Annotated in this window: 12 protein-coding genes; 6 read left to right on the top strand and 6 right to left on the bottom strand. The window is 64.9% G+C overall.

Going from position 1 to position 12,322, the window contains the following annotated elements; genetic code table 11:
- Positions 1-27: 27 nt before the first annotated feature.
- Positions 28-675 (top strand): hypothetical protein, encoded by a 648-nt coding sequence (locus U1839_RS08615; protein ID WP_332803253.1) that lies wholly within the window; start codon positions 28-30, stop codon positions 673-675.
- A 287-nt stretch (positions 676-962) separates the two neighbouring features.
- Here the strand turns inward: U1839_RS08615 and moaC are convergent, their stop codons facing one another.
- From moaC to U1839_RS08595, 4 genes are read right to left on the bottom strand one after another with little or no spacing between them, the layout of a single operon-like run.
- Entirely contained in the window at positions 963-1,430 is a 468-nt protein-coding gene (moaC, locus tag U1839_RS08610) for a cyclic pyranopterin monophosphate synthase MoaC (protein WP_332803252.1), read from the bottom strand.
- Positions 1,427-2,212, bottom strand: coding sequence for an indole-3-glycerol phosphate synthase TrpC (gene trpC, locus U1839_RS08605; RefSeq protein WP_332803251.1), 786 nt, complete (start codon positions 2,210-2,212; stop codon positions 1,427-1,429). Before trpC ends, moaC begins: the two co-directional genes overlap by 4 nt.
- 11 nt (positions 2,213-2,223) lie before the next feature.
- Positions 2,224-3,216, bottom strand: a complete 993-nt coding sequence (gene trpD / locus U1839_RS08600; protein WP_332803250.1) for an anthranilate phosphoribosyltransferase — start codon at positions 3,214-3,216, stop codon at positions 2,224-2,226.
- Positions 3,213-3,797 (bottom strand): anthranilate synthase component II, encoded by a 585-nt coding sequence (locus U1839_RS08595; protein WP_332803249.1) that lies wholly within the window; start codon positions 3,795-3,797, stop codon positions 3,213-3,215. Before U1839_RS08595 ends, trpD begins: the two co-directional genes overlap by 4 nt.
- Before the next feature lie 150 nt (positions 3,798-3,947).
- Here U1839_RS08595 and U1839_RS08590 point away from each other — a divergent pair, with 150 nt between their 5' ends.
- The 5 genes from U1839_RS08590 (at position 3,948) to U1839_RS08570 (ending at position 8,813) form a co-directional block, all read left to right on the top strand.
- Positions 3,948-4,409 (top strand): hypothetical protein, encoded by a 462-nt coding sequence (locus tag U1839_RS08590; RefSeq protein ID WP_281127206.1) that lies wholly within the window; start codon positions 3,948-3,950, stop codon positions 4,407-4,409.
- A 318-nt stretch (positions 4,410-4,727) separates the two neighbouring features.
- Positions 4,728-6,314 carry a sensor histidine kinase gene (locus U1839_RS08585; RefSeq protein WP_332803248.1) on the top strand — a complete coding sequence of 529 codons (1,587 nt, stop codon included), beginning with the start codon at positions 4,728-4,730 and terminating at the stop codon, positions 6,312-6,314.
- Positions 6,311-6,943, top strand: coding sequence for a response regulator transcription factor (locus U1839_RS08580; RefSeq protein WP_332803247.1), 633 nt, complete (start codon positions 6,311-6,313; stop codon positions 6,941-6,943). Before U1839_RS08585 ends, U1839_RS08580 begins: the two co-directional genes overlap by 4 nt.
- Before the next feature lie 128 nt (positions 6,944-7,071).
- Complete coding sequence (locus U1839_RS08575; protein ID WP_332803246.1) at positions 7,072-7,461, top strand: response regulator; 390 nt, start codon at positions 7,072-7,074, stop codon at positions 7,459-7,461.
- A gap of 647 nt (positions 7,462-8,108) precedes the next feature.
- Positions 8,109-8,813, top strand: coding sequence for a sensor histidine kinase (locus tag U1839_RS08570; protein WP_332803245.1), 705 nt, complete (start codon positions 8,109-8,111; stop codon positions 8,811-8,813).
- Between the two features lie 11 nt (positions 8,814-8,824).
- Here U1839_RS08570 and trpE read toward each other — a convergent pair whose 3' ends face one another.
- Both trpE and U1839_RS08560 read right to left on the bottom strand, forming a co-directional pair.
- The gene (gene trpE, locus U1839_RS08565) at positions 8,825-10,333 is read right to left on the bottom strand and encodes an anthranilate synthase component I (protein WP_332803244.1); all 1,509 of its coding nucleotides are present in this window, start codon (positions 10,331-10,333) and stop codon (positions 8,825-8,827) included.
- A gap of 1 nt (position 10,334) precedes the next feature.
- Positions 10,335-12,311: a peptidylprolyl isomerase gene (locus tag U1839_RS08560; protein WP_332803243.1), complete on the bottom strand. Its 1,977-nt coding sequence runs from the start codon at positions 12,309-12,311 to the stop codon at positions 10,335-10,337.
- Positions 12,312-12,322: the final 11 nt, after the last annotated feature.

The following is a 12,322-nucleotide window of genomic DNA, read 5'->3' as shown; positions in this document are numbered from 1 at the left end:
GACCTATTCTGCGCACGGAGGCCGATCATGCTCAAAGCGTTGCTCTTCGGATTGCTGCTGCTGTCGCCTGCGATATCACCGGAGGATCGAGCGCACCCCGCTGGGCTGGTCGGCAGCTATGACGGGCATCAGATGGAGCTGGCAGCGGGGCTGGAACTCACGGCCGACGGGCGCTTCCGCTATGCGCTGTCCTATGGCGCGCTCGACGAAGCGGCGACGGGAAGCTGGGTGGCAGATCATGGCACCGTCGTCCTGACCAGCGATCCGGTCACGGCGCCGCGGATCGTCATGACGGGGCAGCGGGCGGGACCGGCGGGCGAACTGCGCCTAACGCTCGACATGCCCGGCGCCGGGATGACGCGGCAATTGTTCGAGGCGGAGATCACCTTCGCCGACGGTCACACGGCGCGGCGGCAACTCGCCGAGGGCGAGACGGTCATCGCCTTTCCGCCCGCTGTCCCGCCGGTCGCGATCAGGCTTGCCCTGCCGATGTTCGAACTCGCCGGCGACCGCGTGACGATCGATCCGGCCAAGGGGACGCAGCTGGCGTTTCGTTTCGAGCCAAATGATCTCGGCAAGGTCGATTTTCGCGGGACCGTGTTGCGGCAGGAAGGCGGCGATCTGCTGCTCGATCGCTACGGCCGTACGATCCGTTTTCGCGCCGTGCGCGAATAGCGCAAAAATATGCCGGTTTCAGCGCATTTTGCGTAGAAATAATCATTTGTAATCAATGATATCCTGACCATCTCCCCTGCTTCGAAAAAGCAGGGTAGAAAATCACGAAGAGCAGGGGAAGGCGCTCGTTCGAGCAAGGGGGATGCGGTGTCGCGCGACGTGTCGACGTCGGGGGACGACCATGTCAAAGAGCCGGGACAGATCGGCAGCGTGCACGATCTGCCGCCGAACCATGGCACATATCTTTCACGATTGAATCGGCGTCGCACGGTTCGGGCAACGCGACATCAGGCGTGCCAGTCGCCCGATTTGCCGCCGGTCTTGCTGACCAGCCGCACGCCGGCGATGATCATGCCCTTATCGACCGCCTTGGCCATGTCGTAGATCGTCAACAGCGCGACCGACACCGCGGTCATCGCTTCCATCTCGACCCCGGTCTTGCCCTCGGTGCTGGCGGTGGCGGTGGCGATGATGCCGGTGTCGTCGAAGGCGAAGTCGATCGCGACCTGGTTCAGCGGCAGCGGATGGCAGAGCGGGATGAGCTCGGCGGTCTTCTTCGCCGCCATAATCCCGGCGACGCGCGCCACGGCGAGCACGTCGCCCTTGGCGGCGGCACCGTCGCGGATCGCGGTCAGTGCGGGGGCGGACATGGCGATGTGGCCCGTCGCGACCGCCACGCGCACGGTCGTCGCCTTGCCCGACACGTCGACCATATGCGCCGCGCCGGCCGCGTCGAGATGGGTGAGCCCGCTCACCCGATCATCGCCCGCGTCGCCGCCTCGACATCGTCCTGACGCATCAACGCCTCGCCGATCAGGAAACAGTGGACACCGTGCGTCGCCATCTCATCGAGGTCGGCGTGCGTCATCAGCCCGCTTTCGGCGATGAAGGTGCAGCCCGCCGGGGCCTTGCCGATCAGCTCATAGGTGCGCGCAAAATTGACCGTGAAATCGCGCAGGTCGCGATTGTTGACGCCGATCAGTCGCGATTTGAGCTTCATCGCGCGCTCCATCTCGCGCTCGTCATGGACCTCGACCAGCACGTCCATGCCGCAATCGAGCGCGCTGGCCTCGATCTCGCCGAGCAGGCCGTCGTCGAGCGCCGCCATGATCAACAGGATTGCGTCGGCACCCAGCGCGCGCGATTCGGGGACCTGCCACGGGTCGACCATGAAATCCTTGCGCAGCACGGGCAGGGTGCAAGCCTCGCGCGCGGCGGAGAGAAAGGCATCGGCGCCCTGAAACCAGCGCTCGTCGGTCAGTACCGACAGGCAGGCGGCGCCGCCGGCCTGATAGGCTCGGGCATGCGCGGGGGGATCGAAATCGGCGCGGATCAGCCCCTTGGACGGGCTGGCCTTCTTGATCTCCGCGACCAAGGCGTGGCCGGTCGCGGCGCGCGCATCGAGCGCGGCGCGGAAGCCGCGCGGCGGGGTCTGCGCGGCGATCCGTGCGTCGATCTCGGCGAGCGGGATCGACGCCTTGCGCGCCGCGACATCGGCGCGCTTGGTTTCGAGGATACGGTCGAGAATATTGGTCATGGCATCGGGCCCTAATAGGCGATCCAGCGATCGAGCAACGCGCTTGCCGCGCCGCTGTCGAGCGCTTCGGCGGCGCGTGCGGCACCGTCGATGAGGCTATCGGCGTTGCCGGCGACGATCAAGGCGGCGGCGGCGTTGAGCAGCACGGCGTCGCGATAGGCGCCGCGCTCACCGAGCAGCAGGCGGCGCAGCGCCGCCGCATTGTAATAAGGGTCGCCCCCATGCAGCGCGGCGAGCGGATGGCGCGGCAGGCCGGCATCCTCGGGCACGATATGCTCGGGCAGGGATAGCGCCCCGAGGCTCACCGCGATGCTCGGGCCGGCGCCCGACAGTTCGTCGAGTCCTTCCTCGCCCGACACGATCAGGCTCGCCTCGGTGCCGAGCTGGCCGAGCGCATCGGCATAGACCGTCGCGTAATCGGGCCGGGCGATGCCGATCAGCTGGCGCGTTACGTGGGCGGGATTGGCCAGCGGACCCATCAGGTTGAAGATCGTCCGCTTGCCGATCCGGCGGCGGATCGGCGTGATGCGTTTCATTGCCGGGTGGTGGTTGGCGGCGAACAGAAAACAGATGCCGATATCCGCGAGGCTGGCCTCGGCCCTGGCGCCGGCGCGCTCCATGTCGAGGCCGAGCGCCTCGAGCGTATCGGCCGCGCCGGCCTTGGAGGAAGCGGCGCGATTGCCGTTCTTGGCGACCGGCACGCCGCACGCCGCGACGATGATCGACACTGCGGTCGACACGTTGAGCGTGTGGTGGCCGTCGCCGCCGGTGCCGCAGACGTCGATCGCGCCGGTCGGCGCGTCGATCGGGATCAGCCGTGCGCGCAGCGCGCGCGCCGCCTCGGCGATCTCGACCGCGGTCTCGCCGCGATCCGACAGGCCGATCAGGAACTCGGCGACGGCGTCTTCGGAGGTTCTTGCGTCGAGAATGTCGGCGAATGCCTGCGCGGCCTCGTCGCGCGACAAGACGCGCGACGGGTCCGGCAGGCGCGCAAGGCTCGTCACGCCAGCGACCGAACCGGCAGGCCGGCCGTCTTCAGGAAATTGCCGAGCAACTGGTGGCCATGCTCTGTGGCTATGCTCTCCGGGTGGAACTGCACGCCGTGGATCGGCAACGACATATGGCGGAAACCCATCACCGAGCCGTCGTCAGCGGTGGCGTTGACGATCAGCTCGGACGGGATGTCATCGACGATCAACGAGTGATAGCGCGTCGCCGTAAAGGGCGATGGCAGGTCGGCGAACACGCCGCTGCCGTCATGGCTGATCGGCGAGGTCTTGCCGTGCATCAGCCCGCCCCGCACGACATGGCCGCCGAAATGCTGCCCGATCGACTGATGGCCGAGGCATACGCCGAGCAAGGGCTTGCCCGCCTCGGCGCAGGCCGCGACGAGGTCAAGGCTGATGCCCGCCTCGTTGGGTGTGCAAGGGCCGGGCGAGATGAGGAAGGCGTGCGCGTTGCTGGCGAGCGCGTCGGCGGCGCTGATCTCGTCGTTGCGCACCACTTTGACCTCGGCGCCCAGCTCCATCAGATAATGGACCAGGTTCCAGGTGAAGCTGTCATAATTGTCGATTACGAGGATCATAGGCTGCGCCGCTAACGCTTTTGTGGGGACTCGACAATCGGCCCGCGCATCGCCACCTCGCGGATAATACTTATGGCCCCCGACGACGGACTTTGTTCAGGATGGAGCAAGGCGGCCGGACGGACGTTGTATCGACAAGGAGTTCAGCGAATGTCCCGTATCATCGTCGCCCTCGCGTTGCTCGGGCTTCCGGCCGGCGCCATGGCGCAGACCGCGCCCGCACCGTCGGCTGCGGCCGCCCAATCGCCCTCGACGCAGGCCGAGTCTGGCCAGCCGCCCAAGCGGATTCGCGATATCACGCTGACGGCGGGTCAGCCCTGCCCGAAGGCCGAGGGTGACGAGGTGGTGGTATGCCGCACGCTCGAGGATCCGTACCGCATTCCCAAGCCGCTGCGCGATTCCGGCCCGATCCCGCCACAGAATCAAAGTTGGGTAAACCGCGCCGCGACGATGGACGAGGTCGGTCGCAAGGCCGGTGGTTTGCCCGACACCTGCTCGCCGGTCGGCTCGGGCGGCGCGACGGGGTGCACGGCGCAGATGCTGCGTCAGTGGACCGCGGAGGAAAAGGCCAAGCGCGCCGGCCGCGCACCGGATGATTCGACCACGCCCTGAGCGTTGGGTTGAGCGGCGGGCGCAGCGAGCCTGAAATCGGGATCGGTGGCGCTGCACCTGGGCGAGACCGATCCAGCTGAAACGGTCGGTGCGGCGGCGTACTATCTTGTGCCAAGTTGGCATCTGGTCTTAATTGTAAAGTGAGGGGATGATGGCGCCGAAGAGGCGCCCGATCGTACCGCGTTCCCTGTTGCAGCAAACGATCTGGGCCGGGAGGATACAGAGATTCAAGGTGGCGCGGTAAACTGGTATGCCGCACTGTGGGAAGACCATCAAAGTGCGCAGCTGGCGGTGGATCTCGCAAGCGGAGGCAGCGTGGTGGACGCGAATCCCGCTGCAACGTCACTTTGGCAAATTCCCAGAGCGCGCCTTTGCGACAAAGCGCTGCCCGATTTGCTGGACGCGGTATCCGGCAATGCGTTCAGGAAGTGGGCTGCGGATGACCGGGTTGGCGCGCTCGTTCACCGATCTGCGACGCTGCGTTATCCGGATGGTGACGCGGCAGACGCCGCGACTTTCGTGCTCACCGTCAACAAGACGGCGGACCCGCAAATTTGCCTGTGCAGCCTGGAAGCGGCAAGCCGATCGGACGCCGATCACGAACTTCATCGATTGAACTGGGCCTTGGAGGCTTATACCCGATCGGCGTCCGCGTTGATCCATGCGGAGTCGGTCGAGCAGATGGCCGAATGCGTCTGCCGCGCGATCATTCAGGATGACGCCTATGCCTTGGCAACCATCATCTTGGCGGACGACGAGCCTACCAAGGAAGTGCGACAAATTGCGAGCGCCGGCCTGGCTCTTGCCTATCTGGATGGCCTGACGCTCAGCTGGTCAGAGGATGTCCCCGAGGGCAGAGGCCCTACTGGTCGCGCTATCCGCAGCGGCGAAGCGGTGGTGATGTATGATGTGCTACATGATCCGATTTTTGCTCACTGGCGTGATCGTGCGCTGCGTCACGGCATAAGGTCCAGCGTAACGGTTCCGTTCAGGTCGAACGAAGGAGTGGTCGGTGCGGTGCTGGTATATGGCGCTCAACCGGCAGCGTTCACGGACAGTGCGGTACGGGTCTTTTCTGAACTTGGCGCCGAACTGGCATTTGCGATGTCCGTGTTGAAGAATCGTGCGCGGCTGAAGGTGGCCGAAGCTGCGCAGCGCGAGGCCGAAGCGGTCATCCGCGAGAAGCAAGCCGAGCTTGCGCGCGTGGCGCGGGCCCTGGCAGTCGGTGAATTCGCGTCATCGCTTTCGCATGAGATAATGCAGCCACTGGCGGGAATCATGACCAACTGCGAAACAGCACGGCGCTGGTTGGCGAAGGACGAGCCCAAACTCGATGAGGCGCGGGCTGCGCTTGATCGGATCACCCGAGACGCCGGACGCGCGGACGAAATCGTCAAACGAACCCGGTCGTTCCTGACCAAACAAGCGCCGGACCATGGCATTTTCGACGTGAACGAGATGATTGCCGAATCGCTTGATTTCCTGTCGGACGGATTGCGCAAGGCAAGTGTAACGGCAACGATGAACCTTTCGCCCGAGCAGCCTCGGATGTTTGGCGATCGCGTCCAAATACAACAGGTAGTGATCAATCTCATTGCCAATGCAATGGACGCGCTCCAGAACGTGGAGCAGCGACCCAGAGTTGTTCACTTGCGATCGGCCGTCGCGGACAATGAGTGTATTAATATTTCGGTCGAGGACAATGGCGAAGGCCTGCTCTCGGGAGCAGAAACCCACTTGTTCGATCATTTTTTCACGACCAAGGTCGGCGGCATGGGGTTGGGGCTTTCGATTTCGCGTTCAATCATTGAAGCCCATGATGGCATGCTTTGGGCCGAGGCGGTCTCGCCCCACGGCGTGATCTTTCGATGCAACCTACCCGCCAAAATCGAGACGCGGCAGTGACATATCCTTCGGGCAATCCCGCAGTCATCGTTGTCGATGACGACATCTCGGTACGCGAGGCGCTTCAAGGGTTATTTGACTCGGTCGGATTGCAGTCAGTGTTGTTCGGATCTGTTCAGGAGTTCCTGGCCGCGCCGCTTCCCGAGGGACCTCGCTGCCTCGTCCTGGACGTACGATTGCCGGGGCGCAGCGGTCTCGATCTGCAAGCCGAACTGGCTGGACGGGACGTTCCACCACCGATCATCTTCCTGACCGGGCACGGCGATATTCCGATGTCGGTACGCGCGATCAAGGCTGGGGCGGTGGAGTTTCTGGTAAAGCCGTTTCGGGATCAGGATCTGCTTGATGCGATCCAGATTGCGATTGATCGGGATCGTGAGCAACGCGCGAACCAGATGGCCGAGTCCGAATTACGCGCGCGGTATGAAGCACTTACGCCGCGCGCCCGCGAAGTGATGGGGATGGTCGCAAGCGGCTTGCTCAACAAGCAGATCGCCGGGAAATTGAACCTCAGCGAAGTCACCGTGAAGGTGCATCGTGGACAGGCCATGCGCAAAATGGGCGCACGTTCGGTGGCCGAAATCGTTCGCATGGCGGACCTGTTGGGCCTTGCGAAGCAGCAATCCTGACGATCGATACCAACGTATAATTGGTTGAAGCGGATCGCGGAGGCACAATGCAACATCATGGGCTTACGCTGACGATTGTCGTTGCGGCCGGAGCCCTTGGCCCAAAAAATGGAGCAGCTTTGCGGACCGTGCCGAACACACTCGCCCCAATCGCGATCCTCGATGACGATCTCTCATCTCGCGACGCGATTTTGGGCCACATACAGGCCTTGGGTTATGATGCGCAGGGGTTTGCCTCTGCCGGAGCCCTGTTCGAGGCGCTCTTGCTTGGTCCGATTTCGTGTCTTGTTCTCGACTATCAAATGCCCGGCCTTAACGGATTGGAAGTTCAGTCCAGGTTACTCGCTGGTGGGTTCCTGGTCCCGATCATCTTTCTGACAGCGTGCACGGATCCGCGCATACGGACACAGGCGCTGGCCGCCGGCGCACTGGGCCTTCTGGCGAAGCCGGCGAAGGAGGCGGATCTGCAAGCGCTGCTCCAGAGCGCGGTCGGCCCGATCCAAGCAGATCGCAGTTAGAGCGGGATGCGTGATCTGAACCGCGAAACGCGTAGCAGCGCTATCTTTCTGGCTTCCCCGGCGAAGGCCGGGATCCAGTTGGGGGACGCTGCGGCGGGCGTTGCCGCTGATCATAGCCGCTATCCCGACTGGGCCCCGGCCTTCGCCGGGGAAGTGGGGAGAGATGCGACGATATAGGTCAGATTTTCTGCAGGATGCTCTAGTGGTCCGATTCTGACATTTGCTACCGCTCTCGGCCAGGTCGCGAGCAAATGTCAGAATCTTCCGGACCACTAGCAACATTATGATTCTAGTGGATTTTTGAGATTTTGACATTCGCTCACGCGCTATCCGGTTAGAGGGGCGCGAATGTCAAAATCAATCCACTAGGCGCAACGCAAGGCGCCGTCCGATGTATCGACCCGATCTATACGAAAGTATCAGCAGGGTTACGCCAAAGGACCAGACCGCCTTCCGCAAATCTGATTGTCGGTCGGCCTCCCAATCGTCATCCACGTTCATGGCAGACATTCTCCGGATCTCCGGACGATGCAAATGCCGTGTTATCGGGGGTGGCGACGTTGGTAGGTCTGGCAGAAGTATATTCTTCAACACCCGCTTTGTCGCCGCCATGTCCACACGAGGTCCCACCAACTCTCGACAAGGCATTGTCGCGCGAAATCCATGGTGAGGGTCGCAGCCGGCTGCGCGCGCTTGAGGCGCTGGCGCCGACCCTGATTCATGAGGTTTCGCAACCGCTCACTGCGGCATCCTACTATCTCGAAGCGTGCGCGGAGCAGCTGCGCAGACGCTCCACCGCGACGGACGAGGTTCTGACAATGATCGAACGGGCGCAGGAGCAGACCGCCAAGGCGATTGCGATTGTCACGGGGATGCGCAATTTCGCGATCAGCGGGGAGATCGCCGGGCGACCCGAAGAACTGCGCGGTATCATCGACAGCGCGTTGGCTGCGGTCCCCGAAATTTCCACCGTCAACGTGGTGCACGCATATAGTTCGGCGAGCACCCATGTGGTCGTCGACCGCCTTCAGGTCGAGCAAGTGCTCACCAATTTGTTCGTCAACGCGGTCCAGGCGATGGAAGGAAGCGCGCTGCGCCGGCTCACCATCTCGACCCGCGGGACCGCGCGCGAAACACAGATCGTCGTGGAAGACAGCGGCCCCGGATTGGTGGACGATGCTCTTGGGCGCCTGTTTGAACCCTTCTTTACGACCAAGCGGCAAGGTATGGGTCTCGGTCTGTCGATCTGTCGGACCATCGTCGAGGCGCATGGCGGTCGACTGTGGCCGAACCGTCCGGTCAAAGGGCGCGGCGCGACCTTTAACCTGACGTTGCCCACCAGCCAGGTTTAATCAAGCGTCACCTACTGACCGAAGCCCGGCTCGCCCGCCCGCGTGATCGCTTCGCGTGCGGCGGCGAGGAGTGCGCCCGCCTTCGCCTCGCATTCGCGCTGCTCATAGGCGGGGTCGCTGTCGGCGACGATGCCGGCGCCGGCCTGGACGTGCATCACGCCGTCCTTCACCACTGCGGTTCGCAGCACGATGCATGAATCCATCGAACCGTCGGGCGAGAAATAGCCGACGCCGCCGGCATAGGGGCCGCGTACCTCGCCCTCCAGTTCGGCGATGACCTCGCACGCACGCACCTTGGGCGCGCCCGACACAGTTCCCGCCGGGAAGCCCGCGAACAGCGCATCGAGCGCATCATGTTTCGCGTCGAGCCGGCCGATGACGTTCGACACGATGTGCATGACATGGCTGTAGAATTCGGTCGTGTAGCTCGCCGTGACCTGGACGCTGCCGGCCGCGGCGACGCGCCCGACATCGTTGCGGCCGAGATCGAGCAGCATGAGATGCTCGGCGCGTTCCTTGGGATCGGCCAACAGGCTGACGCGATTCGCCTCGTCCTCCGCCGCCGTGCGGCCACGCGGCCGGGTGCCGGCGATCGGGCGAATCGTGACCTCACCGTCGCGCACGCGCACCAGGATTTCGGGACTCGAACCGATCAGCGCGAAGCCAGGCAGGTCGAGATGATAGAGAAAGGGCGACGGATTGATGCGCCGCAGCGCGCGGTAGAGTTCGAAGGGCGGGAGTGTGAAGGGGGCGGTGAAGCGCTGCGCGAGCACGACCTGGAAGATGTCGCCGGCGACGATATATTCCTTCGCCCTGGCAACCATCGCCGCGTAACGCCCTTCGGGCAGCGTCGCAGCAAGCGCGACCTCGGCCACCGCATCGGCGCGGACCGGGGGCGGCAACCCGGCGCTCGCCAGCCGTGCCGCGACCGCGTCGATCCGTTCCGCCGCCTCGGCGACGATCGCCTCCGGCGTGCGTGACGCATCGGGCCAGGTCGGCGCGACGAGAAACAACGCATCGGCCAGCCGGTCGAAGATCAGGATGACGGTCGGGCGCACGAACATCATGTCGGGCAGGCCCAGCGCGTCACGCGTCGGGCGCGGCAGCCGCTCGACCAGGCCGATCGTCTCATAACCGAAATAGCCGACCAGACAGGCGAGCGCGCGCGGCAATTCGGCGGGCACGTCCATGCGGCACGACGCAACGAGCTCGCGCAGCGCGGCGAGCGTGGGCTGTGCGCACGGCGCGAAGGCGGCGCGATCGGTCAGCCAGCGCGGATTGATCGACGCGCTGTTGCCCTCGGCGCGGAAGACGAGATCCGGGGCAAGGCCGATCAGGCTGTGGCGTCCGCGCGTCTCGCCGCCTTCGACCGATTCGAGCAGAAAGTCGCCGCGCCCCGGCTCGATCAGCTTGAGCGCGGCGGCGACCGGCGTCTCGGTGTCGGCAATCTGGCGGCGCCACACCAGGGCCGGCCGGCCGCCGGTCAGCGCGGCGACGGCCTTTGCCCGTCCGTCATCCATGTCAGGGTTGATCGGGGCTGGCCTGGCCCGACAGCGACGCGCGCAACCGGGCCATGGCGGCGTCATTCTTGCTCACGCCGACCGTCGAGCGCATCGCCTTGACGAACTGCTCGGCATATTCGCGCCCGATCGAGCGGCTGAGATCGGCGCTGATGCCGCTCACCGCGCGCGGCTGGGTCGTGGCGTCGCCGGGCGTGACCTTGTCGAGCCAGATCACCAGGTAGGCAGCGTGATCGGGCGTCTCCAGCACTTTTGCCGTGCGCGCGCCCATGTTGAACATCAGGGCGAGCCACTGCGGGGCCGGGGCATTATTGGGCCGGTTGAGCACCTGCACCCGCGCCGCCGAGACCGTTTGCGCCGGCTTGAGTGCCAGCCCGGTGCCGGCCAGCGCCTTGGCGATCGGAACGCCCTTGGCGAGCTGCGCGGTCATCGCATACGCGATCTTTCGCGCCTCCTTGAGGTTGCGCTCCGCCACGAAATCGCGCGCCACGGTGTCGCGCATCTGCGCCAGCGGGCGCGGTGCGGCGGCGACGATATGATCGATCGCGACGAGGGCGAAGCTGCCATCGGCACCGATCGGCGCCATTTGCGGCCCCTGGGCGGGGTCGATGGCGAACGCCGCCTGCGCGATCGCGACCATGTTCGGGTCAGGCTGCGCCTTGGGATCGTCCGGGTTGGCGCCGTTCGCGGTCAGCGGTGCGGAGGTGACCGCGGTCAGCTTGTTGGTGTTGACGACATCGCCGAAGCTCGTCTTGTTGCTGATCGCGTCGTCGATCGCGTCGTGGAGCTTGCCCAGCTCGGTCTGCGTCTTGACGGCGGTCAGCGCCTTGACGATCTCGTCGTGCGCCTGAGCAAGCGACTTGCCGGGCACGGCGGTGATCGCCTCGATCCGCGCGACGGCATAGCCGAGCGGCGTCGAGATCGGGCCGACCATGGCGCCCCTGGTTGCGCCGAACGCCGCAGTTGCCAGCGCTTCGGACCCTTGCGCGGCATAGGCCGCCTTTTCGGTGTCCTTGATCGTCGCGGCCGACAGGCCGATCGCCTGCGCGGCGGCTTCGAGCGACGTGCCGCCCTTGACCTTGGCGGCGAGTGCGCCGGCAGCCACCTGGTCGGCGACGAGCACCTGGACGATCGTGCGCTTTTCGCTCGGCAGGTAGCGGGCGCGCTGATTCTGATAGGTGTCGGCGACTTCCTTGTCGGTCGGCGTGGACTGCGCCTTGACCTGGTCGGGCGAGATGATCGCGTAGCGCACGACGCGCCGCTCCGGGACCATGTAGCGCGCGGTGTTGCGCTTGTAGAAATCCGCCAGTTCGGTGTCGGTCGGTGCCGCGCCGCCGCGGATCGCGCTTGCCGGGATCAGCCCGACCTGGCCGTCGCGGCGCTCCAGCAGCATCGACGCATAGGGAAAGGCCAGCCTGGTCGGCACCTGCGATGCGCGCATGATCGGGTCGACCAGCTGGCGCTGGAGCAGGCCCTGGCGCACGTCGCGCGTCACCTGCGGCACCGTCAGATGCTGTGCCTGGAGAACCTGTTCGAACTTGCGCTGATCGAACTTGCCGGTCGCGGCATTCAGAAACTGCGGGGTAATCTGCGCCAGGGCATATTTGTCGTCCACCGACATGCGTTGGCGTGTCGCGAACTGCTCGATCGCCTGGGAATTGATCAGGCGCTCATAGGTCCCATCCATGCCGCCTTGGGTGATAAACTGCGCCAGCGGCAGCGGCTGCTGTCGCGCCTGCTGTGCCTCCTGGAAATAATTCTGATATTCGGATTCGACCCGCGCGCGCAGTTCCGAGCCCGAGATCGCGACCTTGCCGACCTTGGCGACATCGTCCCCGCTCGCCGTCGTGCCACCGAAACCGCCTCCGGTGAAGATCCCGCTGCCGCCAAGGCCGAGCAGCGCGAAGCCGAACAGCGCCAGGAAGCTGAGGGTCAGACCGACCCGGGAATTGATCATGCGGCGGAAAAGGCTGATCATGGTGGAACAGG

The sequence above is a fragment of the Parasphingomonas halimpatiens genome (genome assembly GCF_036663795.1).
In the GTDB taxonomy this organism is placed as follows: Bacteria; Pseudomonadota; Alphaproteobacteria; order Sphingomonadales; family Sphingomonadaceae; genus Sphingomonas.
Note: the sequence above shows the minus strand (reverse complement) of the source record. Positions and strands in the feature narration are given on the sequence as shown.

What these genes read in the sequence shown, in the direction of transcription:
- U1839_RS08615 (WP_332803253.1), top strand. Translation starts at nt 28, where the DNA reads ATGCTCAAAGCGTTGCTCTTCGGATTGCTGCTGCTGTCGCCTGCGATA.
- trpC (WP_332803251.1), bottom strand. Translation starts at nt 2,212, where the DNA reads ATGACCAATATTCTCGACCGTATCCTCGAAACCAAGCGCGCCGATGTC.
- U1839_RS08595 (WP_332803249.1), bottom strand. Translation starts at nt 3,797, where the DNA reads ATGATCCTCGTAATCGACAATTATGACAGCTTCACCTGGAACCTGGTC.
- U1839_RS08590 (WP_281127206.1), top strand. Translation starts at nt 3,948, where the DNA reads ATGTCCCGTATCATCGTCGCCCTCGCGTTGCTCGGGCTTCCGGCCGGC.
- trpE (WP_332803244.1), bottom strand. Translation starts at nt 10,333, where the DNA reads ATGGATGACGGACGGGCAAAGGCCGTCGCCGCGCTGACCGGCGGCCGG.
- U1839_RS08560 (WP_332803243.1), bottom strand. Translation starts at nt 12,311, where the DNA reads ATGATCAGCCTTTTCCGCCGCATGATCAATTCCCGGGTCGGTCTGACC.